The sequence below is a fragment of the Kribbella catacumbae DSM 19601 genome (genome assembly GCF_000372465.1).
Classification (GTDB): Bacteria; Actinomycetota; Actinomycetes; order Propionibacteriales; family Kribbellaceae; genus Kribbella; species Kribbella catacumbae.
Window position 1 is genome coordinate 122,872 of record NZ_AQUZ01000011.1, and the last position, 16,571, is coordinate 139,442.

Below are 16,571 nucleotides of genomic sequence, written 5' to 3' on the forward strand. Positions count from 1 at the left end.
CACAACTCCTTTCAGAACAGTCCGCGCTGGCCGAGGCGCTTGGCCAGCAGGTTGGAGCCGAAGATCAGCACGACCCCGATGACGCCCTTGAACAGGCCGACGGCGGTGGCATAACTGAACGAGCCCTGGGTGATCCCGACGTAGTAGACGAACGTGTCGAAGACATCGGCGACGTCACGGTTGAGCGAGGTCGTCATCAGCCAGATCTGCTCGAAGCCGGAGTCCATCAGGTTGCCGGAGGTGAGGATCGCCATCACGACGATGGTCGGCTGGATCGAGGGCAGCGTGATGTGCCAGAACTGCCGCCAGCGGCCGGCGCCATCCACCCGGGCCGCCTCGTAGAGCTGGGTGTCGACGCTGGCCAGCGCGGCCAGGTAGATGATCGTGCCCCAGCCGGTCTGCTTCCACAGCAACTGCAGGACGATCAGCGGGCGGAACCAGTCGGCCTGGGCGACATAGTCGACCTTCTGCCCGCCGACAACGTCGTGCAGCCAGCCGGCGATCACGCCGAAGTCCACCGAGAACAGCAGGTAGGTCAGCGACGCGACGATCGTCCAGGACAGGAAGTGCGGGATGTAGATCAGCGACTGGACCGACCGCTTCAGCACCCGGATGCGCAGCTCGTTCAGCATCAGCGCGACCACGATCGGGGCCGGGAAGACGAACACGATCGTGAGCAGAGCCAGGATCAGCGTGTTGATCATCAGCCGGCCGAAGTCCGGCCCGGTGAAGAGTGCCTGGAAGTGCTCGAGCCCGACCCACTGGCTGCCGGAGTACCCGAGGAAGGGTACGTAGTCCTTGAACGCGATGGTCAGGCCGTACATCGGCAGGTACTTGAAGACGATGAAGTAGACCAGACCCGGCAGCAGCAACAGATACAGCCAGCGGTAGCGCAGCAGATCCCGCCACAGCGGTCGTTGCCGGCCACCCCGCTTGCGCCGCGGGGCTGGTCCCGTCATCGGCACGGCGGGGGGCACCACCTGGTTCGGCGCCAGCTCGGTGGCCATGGCGCCCTCCCTTCGCTAGAAGGGGCCCGGGACGTACCCGGGCCCCATGCATGGACCGAGCGGATCAGCCGCCGACCTTGGCGGCCAGATCGTTGGTCTCCTGGGCGATCTGAGTGCCGCCGCTGTCGTACCAGCGCTTGATCTCGGCCTTCAGCTGGTCCTCGGTGATCGCGCCGGACAGGTACTTGATCCGGGCGTCGGGAATGATGTTCTGCAGCGTCTGGCCCTTCGAGATGGAGGTCGGCGCGATCACGCCGAGGACCGGGTTGAACACCGCGGTCTTCAGGTCCTCGTTCATCAGTACGTCGAACTTCTCCCGCATCGCCCGGCTCGGCGCGTCGTTCGGCCGCAGCTGGTAGGCGCCCATGCCGACGCTGGCCCGGGTGCCGAGCTGGATGAAGGCCTTGTCCACGTCGTTCTGGATCGCCTTCACCTTCGGGTCGTCCTGCGCGATCGGTACGGCGTACTTGCCGTCGACCTTGAAGTTGCGGCCCTCGATGCCGTTGGTGACCAGCACCGAGCCTTCCTTGGAGGCCAGCTTGTCCAGCGACTGCAACGCCTGGTCCAGTTGCTCATCGGTGCGGACGTTCTGCTTGGACACGGCGATGACCATGTTGTAGCCGGTGAACGGGTAGGAGAACTTCTTGCCGTCGGCCCGCGCCAGGTTCCCGACCAGGGTGACCTTGTCGATGTCCTTCGGCGTCTTCTCCTTGAACAGGTCGAGCAACTGGGTCGCCCGGACGTTGACGTCGATGATCATGCCGCCCTTGCCCTGCACGAACGGGTCGTTCCAGTTGGCGGTGTCCAGGGTGGCGAAGTCAGGGTTGATCAGGCCTTCGGTGACCCACTTGCGCAGCCAGCGGTTGGCGCCGAGGAACTCCGGGGTGTCGAAGCCGGGGACCAGCTTGCCGTCGCGCTCACCCCAGCCGTTCGGCGCGCCGAACCAGGTCTCCATCACGTCGTAGGGGCTGGCGCTGCTGTAGCCACCGGGCCACTTGGGGATGATCAGGCCGTAGGTGTCCTTCTTGCCGTTGCCGTCCGGGTCCTGCTCGGTGAACGCCTTGGCGACGGTGTAGAGATCCTCGACCGTCTTCGGCTCCTTGAGCCCGAGCTTGGCCAGCCAGTCCTTGCGGATCACGATGCCGGAGCGCAGCAGCGGCCGGACCCGGTAGATGCCGTAGGTCTTGCCGTTGACCAGGGTGTTCTTACCGGTCTGCTCGTTGGCCGGCTTGAGGTTCTCGTACTTGTCGAGCTTGCCGGTCAGATCCCAGAAGGCGCCCGCCTCGGCGGCCTTGATGAACGCCGGGCTCTTCTCGTTGACCACCATCAGGTCCGGGATCTTGTCCGAGGCCAGGGTGACGTTGGTCTTGTCGCCGTACTCCGCGTTCGGTACCCAGGTGATCTTGAGCTTCTTGCCGACCACCTTCTCGACGGCCTGCTGCATCTCACCGCCCGGATCCGGTGCGGTACCGAACAGCGGCGCCATCACCGTCAGTTCATTGCTCGCTGCTGGCTTTTCGTCGCCGCTGGAACAGGCAGCGGCGAGCATCGCGGTCGACAGGACGACGGCGACGGCAAGACGCCGGCGGGAGAAGATGGTCATGAGTTCCCTTTCAGGTGCAGGCGCGCCTCGTTCTCTTCGAAGAAGCGCAGGCAGAGCCATGTGTTGAGTTGGATCCAGCCGCCGACCGCCAGCACCAGCCCGAAGACCGGGAAGGTGCTGGACAGGTAGGCGATCGTGACGAGGACGAACAGCAGGACGACGGACGAAGCGGGTCGGGAGATCGCGACCAGCGATGCCTTGGGCAACAAATCGCGCGGCCGGAGGTCGTAGTGCACGGCCATCGGCAGTAGATACGCGGCGATCACGGCCAGCACGGCGACTGCCGCGAAACAGGCCAGCCGGGGGATCGACGCTTTCGCTCCGAGCGAAGCGAAGTACAGGTAGTTGCCGGCCAGGACGACGGCCGCCGCCAGCATCGGCAGCACCAGGAGCGTTCCGCGGGCGAATTCGCGGCGGAAGCCGGCCCGGAAGGCGGGCAGAGCGTGAAACGATTCACCGAAAGACCTGCGTCTAGCCAGTTTGTACGCCGTCAGCGTGGCCGGGCCGATACCGAGAGCGACGCCGCCCAGGAGCGTGAAGAGAATCCATAGGGCGTTCAGCTTGATCGCCCAGAGCACCTCGTCGGCCGCGTCGTACAGGCGGATCGACCAGCCGGGCGTACTCATCGCCGGCCCTCGGCTGGGCGGTGCGGCGAGATGGTGGGGCAGTGTTTCACGAGAGTCCCTGCCTTGTTCCGGAGGTGTTACGGGTGAAAAGTGATGTGACCATATGGTTGAATCGTCTCAATGTCAACGCTGTGGAAAGCGTTTGTCAGGGTTCGGTCAGGGTTCGGTCAGGCGGCAGACGGGGAGCCGGCGGGCCGACCCGGCAAGCGGTTGCCCGAAAGCGCGCTCAACGGCGCGAAATCCGCAGCTTCGCGCCGCGGACGAGCCGGCCTCAAAGTCGCGAAACGCGCAGGTTCGCGTAGTCGCCGATCATCGGCGCCATCTGCCGGAAGCCGAGCTTGCCGCCGCCGAGCGGCTGCTCGTCACGCCAGCTGAACGAGACCAGGCCGTCGATCGCGAAGGTGATCTCACCGTCCTGGATCGACAGCCGCAACGAGTACGGGCCTTGCGCGTCGAGTACGGCGGGCAGCGGGTCCGGTCCTTGGGCGACGAGATGGAAGCCGTAGCTCTTGCGCAGGTTGCAGGTGTGCAGGGCGCGCTCGGTCGGCCACCGGCGGCGGAAGTACGAGACGTGGTAGGCGTCCAGGTCGCCGTGGTGGTACTGCTCGTACGCCCCGGTGCGGGGTGCGAGGTCGAACAGGTCTTCGCCCTCGCGTCCTTTGGCGTGGAAGAACAGGATGCACAGGCCTGGTTCGCGGATCGGCCAGAAGTCCCACTCGACGGCGATGTTCGGCCCGAAATCCTCGGGGCACCACAGCACTACGTTGGGATCCTTCTCCGGATCGTCCTGCGGCTTGCTCTCCAGTCGCAGCCGGCCGAGCGGGAAGGAGACGGCGCCGTCGCCCTCCAGCCGGAAACCGTCCAGGTCGGCGGCGGACGCCAGGGCGTTCTCGTAGAGCATGCGCGGGAGGCCTTCCTGGTGGCGGGTGTCAGCGGCGGGTGAGGTCGCTGGACTGGCGGACCATCAGATCCGGCTGGAAGATGACCTGCCGGTGTCTGTGCCGATCGCCGGCCTCGACCTCCTCCTGGAGGAGCTCCATCGCGGTCCGGCCAAGCAGTCCGGCCGGCTGCCGCACCGACGACAGCGGTACTGCGGCCGCCGCGGCGAACCCGATGTCGTCGTACCCGACGATCGCCATGTCCTGGGGAACTCGTAGCCGGGTCGCGGCCATGGCCTGCAGGAATCCCAACGCCAGCAGGTCGTTCGCGCAGAACGCCGCCGTGGGCCGGGTGGCCCGTGGCAAGGCGGCGATCTGCTCGCCGACCGCGCGCCCGTGCTGGACACCCATCACGTCGACCTCGAAGATCTGCAGGTGGACATGGTCCGCGGCCTCCACGACGGTCGTGATGCCGGCCTGGCGATCCGCGACCTGCTGCATGCTGAGCGGCCCGCCGATGAAGGCGATCCGCCGATGGCCGGACTCGATCAGATGCGTTCCCGCCAGCCGTCCACCGAGCTGGTCGTCCACCGAGACCGAGCACATCCCGCGGTCCGCGGCCCGGTCGACCAGGACGACCGGCGTACCGCGAGCCACGAGTGCGCGCAGTTGTGGGTCGGCGCTGTCGAACGGGGTGATCAGTACGCCGTACACGCGTTGCTGCTCGAGCTGGTCGAGGTGATGGCCTTCCCGGACCGGATCGGTCTTGCTGTTGCAGACCATCACCACGGTGTCGTTCTCGTAGGCGAGCGCTTCGGCGCCCTCGGCGAGGTCGGTGAAGAACGGGTTGGCGACGTCGAGCACCACCAGGCCGACAGTCCGGCTGCGGCCGGCGCGCAGATGGCGGGCCGCCTCGTTGCGGACGAAGCCGAGCGCCTTGATGCTGTCCTGCACCCGCTTGCGGGTGGCGGGCGCGACGATCGACGGCCGGTTGAGAACGTTGCTGACCGTACCGACCGAGACTCCGGCGCGGTGCGCGACCTCCTTGATGCTGGGAGTAGCCATCGCCCCTCGTGAAGCGTCCGCGGTGAACCTGCCAGGTTGTTGCCCGCAGTTTAACCGGGCTGAATTGAATCGTCTAAATCGTCGCGCGGCGGCCCACTCGACGGCTAAGTGACTCCCGAGTAACATCCTCCTCATGACGAATCAGGTGCTCGGGATGTGGGAGAAGCTGCGCGGCGTACCGGGCGGCTCGCGGATGTTCTCGGTGGCCTTCGCCTGGAAGGCGCCGTACTTCCGCTCGGTCCGGCCGCGGTTCGTCCAGGTGAGCCCGAACTTCGCGTCCCTCGTACTGCCGAAGCGGCGCGCGGTACAGAACCACATCGGCACCGTGCATGCCATCGCGGTCTGCAACGGCCTGGAAGCCGCAATGGGCGCACTTGCCGAGGCGACTGTCCCCAGTGGCAAGCGCTGGTTGCCGAAGGGGATGGAGGTCGCCTACCTGGCCAAGTCCACCTCCGACCTCACCTGCTCAGCCGAAACCGACCCAGCCGCCTGGACCACCGGCCCCGACGTACCGGTTCACGTCAAGGCAACCCGCACCGACGGCACAGTCGTCGTACAAGGAACCATCAACCTCTGGGTCACCGACAAGAAGTAATGCGGCTCTCCTGACCGATCCATGGGGTCGGCTTTGACCCGGGAGTGGTTAGTCGGTAGGCGCCCGAGGGCGGGTGGCCGACACCCACCTGATCATTCGCCCTCTTTTGACCACCACCCTCGGCCACCATGTGCACCGGCCAGCCACCCAATCCCGCCGGACAACGCTGTCCTGACGAACGACACCTGCCCGTGCCCAAGGTCGATCGCCCCTGGTCGGGTGGGGAAAATGCGGCCGATCGGTGGTCTTCGCCCCTCCAGTGCGGGTTCGCCCACTGGCAGACCAATGGGCGAACCGCTGGTGTCTGAGGCGGCGTCGTAGGGTCTGGGCGTGGCTGATGACTTGCGGTTGGTAGATGTCCGGAGTGAGCACCTGGATGACGTGTTGCGGGTGCGGTCCAGGTCTTTCGGGTTGCTGGATGCCGGCAGTCGGGAGGGGTGGGTTGCGGACGCGGAGGTCTTTATCGCCGACGGCCGGATGGTCGGGGTGGCGGATGGTGACGAGTTGGTCGCCGCTGCACGGTTCTGGCCGTTTCAGCAGTGGTGGGGTGGTCGCAAGGTGGCCATGTCCGGGGTCGCCGGGGTTGTCGTCGCACCGGAGTACAGGGGGCGGGGCGTCGGCAGCAAGCTGATGCGCGGTGTGCTCGCCCGGAGCGTCGAGCAGGGGTATCCGTTGTCGGGTCTCTATCCGGCGACGACTGTGATCTACCGGCATCTGGGGTACGAGTTCGGTGGCGGCCGCTACCGGTACACCTTCCCTGCCGCCGAGCTGCGATCGCTGGGTGGCAAGGAGGTTGAGGTCCGCCGTGCAGGTGCTGCTGACGCGGGCCGGTTCCTTGAGGTTGTGGAGCAGTTGCACGCGGCCGGGCGGATCAGTGGGCCGCTGGTGTGGCCGGAGGCCAAGGTGGCCGAGTGGCTGGGGGAGGACAACAGCTTCTGCTACCTGGCTGAGGACGGCTTCGTCGTCTACGGCTGGGCGAGCGGCAGGCTGCGCGTCGAGGAACTGGTGGCGGGCTCCGAGGCCACCGCGCGTGCTCTCTGGTCGGTCGTCGGCTCCGGGTCGTCCATCGCGACGGATGTGGACGCCTACATGTCTCCCGACGACCCCGCGCACCTTCTGGTCGCCAAGGAAGCCGGTAAGCACGCAGAGATCGAGCGCTGGATGCTCCGAGTCCTGGACGCGCCAGCAGCCATCGCTGCCCGGGGTTTCGCGCCGGGGGCCTCCCTGGAGGTCGACCTGGAACTCGACGACTCTGAGCTCGCCACCAACACCGGGCGCTGGCACCTGTCCGTCTCCAACGGCTCCGGCTCGCTGACTCCCTCCACTGCCACCCGCGACTCGCTACGCCTCGGCTCCCGCGCCCTCTCCGCCCTGTACGCCGGTACGCCGCTTGCTTCGCTGCGCAAGGCCGGGCTGGCGTGGGGTTCCGCCGACGCCGACGGGGCGATCGAGACGGCCTTCGGGGGCGCGACGCCGTACATGCTCGACTACTTCTGAGGTCATCCACAGGCCCCGGCGAGTCGATTTCGCGGCCTCCGGCTGGGCGTCTAGGGTTGTCGAACAAACGTTCGGAGGTGATCCAGTGCGCGTGCTCGGTGTCGACCCGGGACTGACCCGGTGTGGCCTCGGCGTCGTCGAGGGCACCGCCGGCCGGCCGCCGGCGCTGGTCGCGGTCGGGGTGATCCGGACGCCGGCCGATCTGGACGTCGCGAGACGGCTGGTCCGGATCGAGGCGGAGCTCGAGGAGTGGATCATCGAGCACCGGCCCGACGCGGTCGCAGTGGAGCGGGTGTTCGCCCAGCAGAACGTTCGGACGGTGATGGGCACGGCGCAGGCGTCCGGGGTGGCCATGGTGGTCGCGGCCCGGCGTGGGTTGCCGGTTGCGCTGCACACGCCGAGCGAGGTGAAAGCCGCCGTCACCGGCTCCGGCCGGGCGGGCAAGGAGCAGGTGACCACGATGGTCACCCGGATCCTGAAGCTGGACGAGCGGCCGACACCGGCCGATGCCGCGGACGCGCTGGCGCTGGCGATCTGCCACATCTGGCGAGGCGGCGTGGCAAGCCGGCTGCAAGAGGCGTCCGAGAGCCGGGCCAACCTGGAGGCCCTCGCCAAGGCGCAGTCCCGCCTACAGGTAGCAAGACTGAAAGCCGCGGTCGCCGCCCAGGAGGTCACTGCTCCGAAGGGCCGGCGATGACTACGGGAGGGAAGCGATGATCGCGTTTGTGCGTGGCCCGGTGGCTGCGATCGGGCTGGACAGTTGCGTGATCGAGGTCGGCGGAGTCGGGCTGCAGCTCTACTGCCATCCAGGCACGCTCGCGACGCTGCGCCCCGGGCAGGAGTTCAAGCTGGCCACGTCGATGGTGGTGCGCGAAGACTCGCTGACGCTGTACGGGTTCACCGACGCGGACGAGAAGGAACTGTTCGAGCTGCTGCAGACCGCCTCCGGCGTTGGCCCGAAGCTGGCGCAGGCAGCGCTCGCAGTACTGAGCCCGGATCAGCTCAGGCAGGCCGTTGCCGCAGAGGACCTTGTGATGCTGGTGAAGATCCCCGGCGTCGGCAAGAAGGTTGCGCAGCGGCTGGTGCTGGAGCTCAAGGACAAGATCGGTGCACCGTCGCGAACGGTCGCCGGACGCCCGTTGAGCGCGAGCGGCGCCTGGCGCGAGCAGGTGCACGCCGGTCTGGTCGGCCTCGGCTGGTCGGCGCGCGACGCCGACGACGCGGTGATCGCCGTGTCACCCCTGGCCGCGGACGACGCCGAGCCGTCGGTGCCCGATCTGCTCAGGGCCGCGCTCCGCGCGCTCTCGAAGGCGTAACCGGCGATGGAAGACAACGTCAGGCCATTGGTCTCCGCGGATTCGATGGATCTCGACGAGCGCAAGATCGAGTCCGCGCTGCGGCCTCGAACGCTCGCCGAGTTCGGCGGCCAGCGCCGGGTCAGCGAGCAGCTGGAGCTGGTCCTCCATGCCGCGCGCGGCCGCAACCGGGCGCCCGACCACGTGCTGCTGTCCGGTCCGCCCGGGCTGGGCAAGACCACGCTGGCGATGATCATCGCCGCCGAGCTGTCGGCGCCGCTGCGCATCACCAGCGGCCCGGCGATCCAGCACGCCGGCGACCTGGCCGCGATCTTGTCCGGGCTGAACGAGGGCGAAGTACTGTTCCTCGACGAGATCCACCGGATGTCCAGGCCGGCCGAAGAGCTGCTCTACATGGCGATGGAGGACTTCCGGGTCGACGTGATCGTCGGCAAGGGCCCTGGTGCGACCGCGATCCCGCTGGAGATCCCGCCGTTCACCCTGGTCGGCGCGACCACCCGGGCCGGCCTGCTGCCCGGCCCGCTGCGAGACAGGTTCGGCTTCACCGGGCACCTGGAGTTCTACGACGCCGCCGAGCTGGAGAAGATCGTCAACCGATCGGCCGCGTTGCTGGAGGTCGACATCACCCCAGAGGCAGCCGCCGAGATAGCCTCCCGGTCCCGCGGCACACCCCGAATCGCGAACCGGCTGCTGCGCCGGGTCCGCGACTACGCAGAGGTACGAGCCGACGGAATCGTCACGATCGCGCTGTCGAAGGCCGCCCTCGAGCTGTACGAGGTGGACCGGATGGGCCTCGACCGGCTGGACCGGTCGGTACTGGACGCGCTCTGCCGCCGGTTCGGTGGCGGACCGGTGGGACTTTCGACGCTGGCGGTTGCGGTCGGCGAGGAACGTGAGACGGTGGAGGAAGTGGCCGAACCGTTCCTGGTCCGGTCGGGCTACCTGGCCCGGACGCCGCGTGGCCGCGTCGCCACTCCGGCGGCCTGGCGGCATCTCGGCCTGGCGGTCCCGAAGGGCGCGACCTTCGCGGACACGCTTTTCGACACCGACGACGAATAAGGGAACGAGTAACGCAAACGTGACCCCGTGTCATGCGGTACTTGTTGCCGCCCAGGGTTAGACTCCCCGGTGGTCCGACCTCGGACCATCCCGCTGCGACCTGCGCGCTTGAGCAGAGCGTGCCGGGCACCCCGTACTCTCGACGAAGGATTCTGAGTCCCGATGGTTTTGATCGCCGCACCGATGGCTTCCTCCGGCGGAGGGGGCATCACCCTTCTGCTCCCGCTGATCCTGATCGTCGGGATGATCTGGTTCATGAGCCGCACCCAGCGCAAGCAGCGTCAGAAGCAGGCCGACACGGTCGCCGCGCTGCAGCCTGGTACGAAGGTGATCACCACCAGCGGCGTGGTCGGCATCGTCGAAGAGGTCGACGACGAGTACGTGACGCTGGAGATCTCCGACGGCGTACTGGTCCAGTTCGTGAAGGCCGCGATCGGCCGGGTCGTCCCGGAGGAGACCGAGGACGCCGTCGACGAGCCGGCGGATGAGGCCGTCGACGAGACCGTCGAGGAGCCGGCCGATGCCGACGTCAAGGACGAGAAGGACGCTGTGGAGGTGCCGGACGCCGGTGCCGACAAGGACAAGGTGCAGGACAAGTCCAAGCTCCCCCCCACGCACACCGAGAACTGATCAACCGTCCCGACGGCGTGCGGCGCGCGAGCATCCCAGTGATGCTCGCGCGCGCCCAGTAGCGCAAGGAAGAATCTGACGTGGCAACGACGACGACATCCCGCCCCGGGAGGAACCTGATCGTCTTGGGAGTCGTCCTGGTCCTGCTGTTCGGGATCATGGCGCTGGCCAAGACCTGGGGGCCCAAGCTCGGCCTGGACCTGCGCGGTGGCACCACCATCACGCTGACGGCCAAGTCCCTGGCCGGCGGCGGCAATGTGACCGCGGAGCAGTTGTCCGAGGCGAAGAACATCATCTCCCAGCGGGTGAACGGCGCCGGTGTCGGTGAGGCGGAGATCGCCACCTCCGGTTCCGATCACATCACCGTGGCCGTGCCGGGCGCCAACCAGGACGCCCTGGTCAAGCAGGTCGGTCAGACCGCCCTGCTGTACTTCCGGGTGGTGTACGACATGCAGGCCGGCGCCCCGGTGCCGACCACGCCGCCGTCTGCGACCCCGACCGGCAAGCCGTCGACCACGCCGAAGCCGAGCACGACGCCGAAGCCCAGCTCCACGATCAAGCCGTCTACGTCGGCCACGCCGAAGGGCCGGGCCTGGTCCAGCGTGCTCGGTACCGCCGTCGCCCCGACCCCGACCCCGACCCCGACCCCGACCCCGACGCTCAAGCCGAGCACTCCCGTGCCGTCGACCCCGGGGACGACGCCGTCCACGCCGCCGGCCACCAACGGCGACCCGCTGAGCTACCAGCCGGACGCGGCCATCCAGGCGCAGTTCGCGGCCTTCACCTGCGACAAGCCCGCCTCGACCGACGATCCGGGCAAGCCGCTGTTCTCCTGCAGCCGCGACAAGGCCACGAAGTACCTGCTCGGTCCCGCGATCCTCTTGGGCACCGATCTGTCCGACGCCACCGCGGGCATCCCGCAGGGCGGCTTCCAGTGGCAGGTCAACCTGAAGTTCACCGGCGAGGGTGGCGACAAGTTCCTCAAGGCCACCACGGCGATCTCGCAGCGCCCGCAGGGCTCGAACCTGTTCGCGATCGTGCTGGACGGCGAGACCATCTCGAGCCCGAGCGTGAGCCAGCCCATCCCGGGTGGCCAGGCCGAGATCACCGGTTCGTTCAGCGAGAGCGAGGCGCGCGACCTGGCCAACGTGCTGAAGTACGGCGCGCTGCCGGTCTCGTTCGACGTCTCCGAGGTCAACACGATCTCCCCGCAGCTCGGTGGTGACCAGCTGTCGGCCGGGATCACCGCGGGCCTGATCGGCCTCGGCCTGGTGATCATCTTCTCGTTCCTGTACTACCGCGGCCTCGGCCTGGTCGTGGTGATGTCGCTGGCAGTCGCCGGGGCGCTCACCTACGCCGCCGTCGTCCTGCTCGGCAAGACAATGGGCTTCACGCTGACATTGGCCGGTATAGCGGGCCTGATCGTCGCGATCGGTATCACCGCGGACTCGTTCGTCATCTACTTCGAGCGGCTGCGGGACGAGGTCCGCGAGGGCCGCAGCCTGCGCTCCTCGGTGGAGACCGGCTGGGCCCGCGCCAAGCACACCATCATCGCGGCCGACTCGATCTCGCTGCTCGCCGCCTTGGTGCTGTACGTCCTCGCGGTCGGCAGTGTGAAGGGCTTCGCGTTCACCCTCGGCCTGACCACGCTGATCGACCTGCTGGTCGTCTTCGTGTTCACCAAGCCGCTGGTGACGCTGCTGGCCCGGACCGACTTCTTCGGTCACGGCCACAAGCTGTCCGGCCTCGATCCCGAGCATCTCGGCGTCGAACGGCTGCCCGGCCAGATGAAACCGTCGGCCCGCCCGGCGGCGAAGTCGACCCGCAAGCCCGTGGGAGGCGAGGCCTGATGTCGAAGCTCGGAAACATCGGTGCGCAGCTGCACCGCGGCGAGGTCTCCTACGACTTCATCGGTAAGCGCAAGATCTGGTTCGCCGTCTCGATCGTGCTGGTGGTCATCTCGCTCGGCGCGCTGTTCGTCAAGGGACTGGCGCTCGGTATCGAGTTCAAGGGTGGCGTCGAGTACCAGGCGAAGGTCCGGGTCACCGACAACACGGTCACCGACGTCACCGAGGCCGTGAAGGCGACCAACGCCAAGGATCTCGGTGACCCGGTCGTCACCACGATCGGCCAGGACCAGGTCCGGGTCCAGACCAAGCCGCTGGGCCAGGACGACATCGCCAAGGTGCGCGAGGCGATCGCCAAGGAGGTCGGCGTCGCGCCGGCCCAGGTGAGCAACTCGCAGATCGGCGCCTCCTGGGGCTCCCAGATCGCAAACAAGGCGATCCTCGCGCTGATCGTCTTCCTGGTCGCCGTGTTCGGCGTGATCTGGGCCTACTTCCGAGAGCCCAAGGCCTCCATGGCCGCGATCATCGCGCTGGTCCACGACGTCCTGATCACGGTCGGTATCTACGCGCTGATCGGCTTCGACGTCACTCCGGCCACCGTCATCGGGGTACTGACCATCCTCGGTTACTCGCTCTACGACACGGTCGTGGTGTTCGACAAGATCCGGGAGAACACCCGCGGCATCACCGGCTCGAACCGCTACACCTACAGCGACGCGACCAACCTGGCCGTGAACCAGACCATCGTCCGGTCGGTCAACACCACGCTGATCGCCCTGATGCCGGTCGGCTCGATCCTGGTCGTCGGCACCGTCGTCCTGGGCACCGGCCCGCTGAAGGACCTGTCGCTGGCACTGTTCGTCGGTATCGCCGTCGGCGCGTACTCCTCGGTCTTCATCGCCCCGGCGCTGCTGGCCATGTTCAAGGAGCGCGAGCCCGGTATGCAGGCACTGCGCCGCCGGGTGCTGGCCAAGCGCAGCCAGGCAGCCTCGGCCGGTGTGCCGGTCCCGGCCGCCGCGACTGCCGGCGCCGCTGGTGGCGGGGCTCAGCCGGCTCGCAAGCAGGATCGCCCCAAGGCCGGCAGCGCCACCGCCGGTACGCCGGTAGCGTCCAACCGGCCAGTCAAGTCGACGAGCGGTGCTGGGCGGCCGCAGCCGGCTCGCAAGCCACGCTCGAAGCGCGGCAAGTGACAACTCCGGCGGAAGGTTGCTGATGCGTTCGCTGGAAGACGTACTGAAGGACGGCATCCGCGACATCCCGGACTACCCGCAGGCGGGGGTGATGTTCAAGGACATCACCCCGCTGCTGGCGGACCACGGCGGCTTCGCTCAGGTGGTCGAGGCGCTGGCCGCCTCCGGCCGGGATGCCGACGGCAACACATCCGTCGACAAGGTGGTCGGGATCGAAGCCCGTGGCTTCATCCTGGCCGCTCCGGTCGCCCTCGCCCTGGGCGCGGGATTCGTCCCGGTCCGCAAGAAGGGCAAGCTGCCGGCGGCGACGTACGAGGAGTCCTACGCGCTGGAGTACGGCGAGGCGACCATCGAGGTCCACCAGGACGCCTTCGAGCCGGGGGACCGGGTGCTGGTGATCGACGACGTACTCGCCACCGGCGGCACGGTCGAGGCCTGCCTGCGCCTGGTACGCCGCTGCGGTGCCGAGGTGGTCGGTACCACGGTGCTGCTCGAGCTGTCGTTCCTGCCCGGCCGGGAGCGGCTGGCGGGGGAGCGCGTCGACGCTCTCGTCACTGTCTGAAGTCAACCGGCTACATGCTCCCGGCGTGTTGTCCACAGCCCGTGTCCACCGCGTTGGCCCCTTCCCCCTAGACTGGAGGTCTGTCGGCGGAGGGACACGACGTGGGCGAAGACCCGGCGATGACTTCAGCGGTGCCGGATGTGGTACCGCCGCAGCCTCCGCGCGCGCCTGCGGGCCGCCCGGCGGCCAGTCCTTCGCCGTCTCCAGCCCCTGTCGCGCCACCCTCGGCGCAACCGCCCAGGATCGCGCCGGCCCGGGTTCGTGCCCGGCTGGCCCGCCTCGGCGGCACCCGGCACCCGAACCGGGCGCCGATGCTCGAGCCGCTCTTCCGGGTGGTCCGCGCGACTCACCCCAAGGCCGACCTGGCGATCATCGAGCGCGCCTACCGGACGGCCGAGAAGCACCACACCGGCCAGCTGCGCAAGAGCGGTGACGCCTACATCACCCACCCGCTCGCGGTGGCGACGATCCTGGCCGAGCTCGGCATGACCGCACCGACGCTGTGTGCGGCGCTGCTGCACGACACCGTCGAGGACACCGACTACACGATCGACGAGCTGACCAAGGACTTCAGCGAAGAGATCGCGATGCTGGTCGACGGCGTCACCAAGCTGGACAAGGTCAAGTACGGCGAGTCCGCGCAGGCCGAGACGATCCGCAAGATGGTCGTCGCGATGGCCAAGGACATCCGGGTGCTGGTGATCAAGCTCGCCGACCGGCTGCACAACATGCGCACACTGGGCTTCCTGCGACAGGAGAAGCAGGAACGGATCGCCCGCGAGACGCTCGAGATCTACGCCCCGCTGGCGCACCGGCTGGGTATGAACACGATCAAGTGGGAGCTCGAGGACCTGTCCTTCTCGACCCTGCACCCGAAGGTGTACGACGAGATCGTCCGGCTGGTCGCCGAGCGCGCGCCGTCCCGCGACGAGTACCTCGCCTCGGTGATCGACCAGGTGCACGAGGACCTGCGCGCCGCCAAGGTGAAGGCGACCGTCACCGGCCGGCCCAAGCACTACTACTCGATCTACCAGAAGATGATCGTCCGCGGCCGCGAGTTCGGCGACATCTACGACCTGGTCGGCATCCGCGTGCTGGTCGAGTCGGTCCGCGACTGTTACGCCGCTCTTGGAGTCCTTCACGCACGCTGGAACCCGGTGCCCGGCCGGTTCAAGGACTACATCGCGATGCCGAAGTTCAACATGTACCAGTCGCTGCACACCACGGTGATCGGCCCGCAGGGCAAGCCGGTCGAGCTGCAGATCCGATCCTTCTCGATGCACCGGCGCGCGGAGTACGGCATCGCCGCGCACTGGAAGTACAAGGAGGACCCGAACGCGCCGGCTCCCGAGGTGGGCGCGCCGCCGACCACCGAGATCGGCGCACCGAACGAGATGCCCTGGGTCCGGCAGTTGGTCGACTGGCAGCGGGAGACCTCCGACCCGTCGGAGTTCCTCGACTCGCTGCGGTTCGAGATCAACAACTCCGAGGTCTACGTCTTCACCCCGCGCGGTGACGTGATGTCGCTGCCGACCGGGTCGTCGCCGGTCGACTTCGCCTATGCCATCCACACCGAGGTCGGGCACCGATGTATCGGCGCCCGGGTGAACGGGCGGCTGGTGCCCCTGGAGAGCACACTCGAGAACGGCGACGTGGTCGAGGTCTTCACGTCGAAGGCGCAGGGTGCGGGGCCGTCGCGCGACTGGCTGATGTTCGTCAAGAGCCCCCGAGCGCGCAACAAGATCAAGCACTGGTTCTCCAAGGAGCGCCGCGACGAGGCGATCGAGCACGGCAAGGACGCGATCGCCAAACAGTTCCGCAAGGAAGGCCTGCCACTGCAGCGCCTGCTCTCGCACGAGACGCTGACCGCGGTCGCCAACTCGCTGCGCTACCCCGACGTGACCGGCCTGTACGCCGCGGTCGGCGAAAGCCACGTGAGCGCGCAAGCCGTAGTACGGCGGCTGATCGAGACGTATGGCGGCGAAGAGGGTGCGGCGGAGGATCTCGCCGAGGGCCTGCGGTTGCCGGCCACTCGCGAGCGTCGCAAGCGGGCCGCTCGTGGTGACGCCGGTGTCATCGTCAAGGGCACGACCGACGTGCTCTCGAAGCTGGCCCGCTGCTGTACGCCGGTGCCGGGCGACGAGATCATCGGCTGGGTGACCCGCGGTGCGGGTGTCTCGGTGCACCGGGCCGACTGCGCCAACGTGGAGAACCTGCAGACCCAGCCGGAACGCATCGTCGAGGTCGAGTGGGCGCCCACCGCGCAGTCCGTCTTCCTGGTCGCGATCCAGGTCGAGGCGCTGGACCGGGCCCGTCTGCTCTCCGACATCACGCGGGTCCTCTCGGACTACCACGTGAACATCCTGTCGGCCGCGCTGACGACGACCCGCGACCGGATCGCCAAGTCCCGCTTCACCTTCGAGATGGGCGATCCGACACACCTCGGCCACGTACTCAAGGCCGTCCGATCCGTAGAGGGCGTCTTCGACGTCTACCGAGTCACCCAGTAGCGGGCCCAGACCCAGCAGGCCGCAGCTCACCCGCCGCGGCCTGCTGGTCCTCGGCGCGGGCGTCCTGACGGGATGCAGCAGCAACCCTGCGCCTAGTACTCCCACCTCGGTCGGGCCGACGCCCATGCCATCGAAGCCCGTGCCGTCGGCTTCCAGGCCGCCCGCTTCCAGGCCGCCCGCTTCCAC

General features: G+C 68.0%; 15 protein-coding genes. 10 read left to right on the forward strand and 5 right to left on the reverse strand.

Going from position 1 to position 16,571, the window contains the following annotated elements; translation table 11 throughout:
• Positions 1-11: 11 nt before the first annotated feature.
• The 5 genes from A3ES_RS0114165 to A3ES_RS0114185 form a co-directional block, all read right to left on the reverse strand.
• A complete protein-coding gene (locus A3ES_RS0114165) occupies positions 12-1,007 on the reverse strand; it encodes an ABC transporter permease (RefSeq protein ID WP_020387486.1) in 996 nt (331 codons plus the stop codon).
• A 64-nt stretch (positions 1,008-1,071) separates the two neighbouring features.
• Positions 1,072-2,610, reverse strand: coding sequence for an extracellular solute-binding protein (locus tag A3ES_RS0114170; protein WP_020387487.1), 1,539 nt, complete (start codon positions 2,608-2,610; stop codon positions 1,072-1,074).
• Positions 2,607-3,236: a YesL family protein gene (locus A3ES_RS0114175; RefSeq protein WP_020387488.1), complete on the reverse strand. Its 630-nt coding sequence runs from the start codon at positions 3,234-3,236 to the stop codon at positions 2,607-2,609. Before A3ES_RS0114175 ends, A3ES_RS0114170 begins: the two co-directional genes overlap by 4 nt.
• Positions 3,237-3,507: 271 nt before the next feature.
• On the reverse strand, positions 3,508-4,137 hold the full coding sequence (locus A3ES_RS0114180; RefSeq protein ID WP_020387489.1) for a DUF1961 family protein: 630 nt from the start codon (positions 4,135-4,137) through the stop codon (positions 3,508-3,510).
• 28 nt (positions 4,138-4,165) lie between these two features.
• A complete protein-coding gene (locus A3ES_RS0114185; RefSeq protein ID WP_020387490.1) occupies positions 4,166-5,179 on the reverse strand; it encodes a LacI family DNA-binding transcriptional regulator in 1,014 nt (337 codons plus the stop codon).
• Between the two features lie 133 nt (positions 5,180-5,312).
• Here A3ES_RS0114185 and A3ES_RS0114190 point away from each other — a divergent pair, with 133 nt between their 5' ends.
• The 10 genes from A3ES_RS0114190 to A3ES_RS0114235 all read left to right on the forward strand — a co-directional run bounded on the left by A3ES_RS0114190 (position 5,313) and on the right by A3ES_RS0114235 (position 16,385).
• The gene (locus tag A3ES_RS0114190) at positions 5,313-5,774 is read left to right on the forward strand and encodes a hotdog fold domain-containing protein (RefSeq protein WP_020387491.1); all 462 of its coding nucleotides are present in this window, start codon (positions 5,313-5,315) and stop codon (positions 5,772-5,774) included.
• 330 nt (positions 5,775-6,104) lie between these two features.
• Complete coding sequence (locus tag A3ES_RS0114195) at positions 6,105-7,271, forward strand: GNAT family N-acetyltransferase (protein WP_083933446.1); 1,167 nt, start codon at positions 6,105-6,107, stop codon at positions 7,269-7,271.
• 85 nt (positions 7,272-7,356) lie between these two features.
• A complete protein-coding gene (gene ruvC, locus A3ES_RS0114200; RefSeq protein ID WP_020387493.1) occupies positions 7,357-7,968 on the forward strand; it encodes a crossover junction endodeoxyribonuclease RuvC in 612 nt (203 codons plus the stop codon).
• A gap of 16 nt (positions 7,969-7,984) precedes the next feature.
• Positions 7,985-8,587 (forward strand): Holliday junction branch migration protein RuvA, encoded by a 603-nt coding sequence (gene ruvA, locus A3ES_RS0114205; protein WP_020387494.1) that lies wholly within the window; start codon positions 7,985-7,987, stop codon positions 8,585-8,587.
• Between the two features lie 6 nt (positions 8,588-8,593).
• The gene (ruvB, locus tag A3ES_RS0114210) at positions 8,594-9,646 is read left to right on the forward strand and encodes a Holliday junction branch migration DNA helicase RuvB (RefSeq protein WP_026162856.1); all 1,053 of its coding nucleotides are present in this window, start codon (positions 8,594-8,596) and stop codon (positions 9,644-9,646) included.
• A 162-nt stretch (positions 9,647-9,808) separates the two neighbouring features.
• Positions 9,809-10,276 (forward strand): preprotein translocase subunit YajC, encoded by a 468-nt coding sequence (yajC, locus tag A3ES_RS47175; RefSeq protein ID WP_020387496.1) that lies wholly within the window; start codon positions 9,809-9,811, stop codon positions 10,274-10,276.
• 80 nt (positions 10,277-10,356) lie between these two features.
• Complete coding sequence (gene secD / locus A3ES_RS0114220) at positions 10,357-12,126, forward strand: protein translocase subunit SecD (RefSeq protein ID WP_020387497.1); 1,770 nt, start codon at positions 10,357-10,359, stop codon at positions 12,124-12,126.
• Positions 12,126-13,313: a protein translocase subunit SecF gene (gene secF, locus A3ES_RS0114225; protein ID WP_020387498.1), complete on the forward strand. Its 1,188-nt coding sequence runs from the start codon at positions 12,126-12,128 to the stop codon at positions 13,311-13,313. The genes secD and secF overlap by 1 nt, the downstream gene beginning before the upstream one ends.
• Positions 13,314-13,335: 22 nt before the next feature.
• Positions 13,336-13,875 carry an adenine phosphoribosyltransferase gene (locus tag A3ES_RS0114230; protein WP_020387499.1) on the forward strand — a complete coding sequence of 180 codons (540 nt, stop codon included), beginning with the start codon at positions 13,336-13,338 and terminating at the stop codon, positions 13,873-13,875.
• 119 nt (positions 13,876-13,994) lie between these two features.
• Entirely contained in the window at positions 13,995-16,385 is a 2,391-nt protein-coding gene (locus A3ES_RS0114235) for a RelA/SpoT family protein (protein ID WP_237744952.1), read from the forward strand.
• The last annotated feature ends 186 nt before the right edge of the window (positions 16,386-16,571 follow it).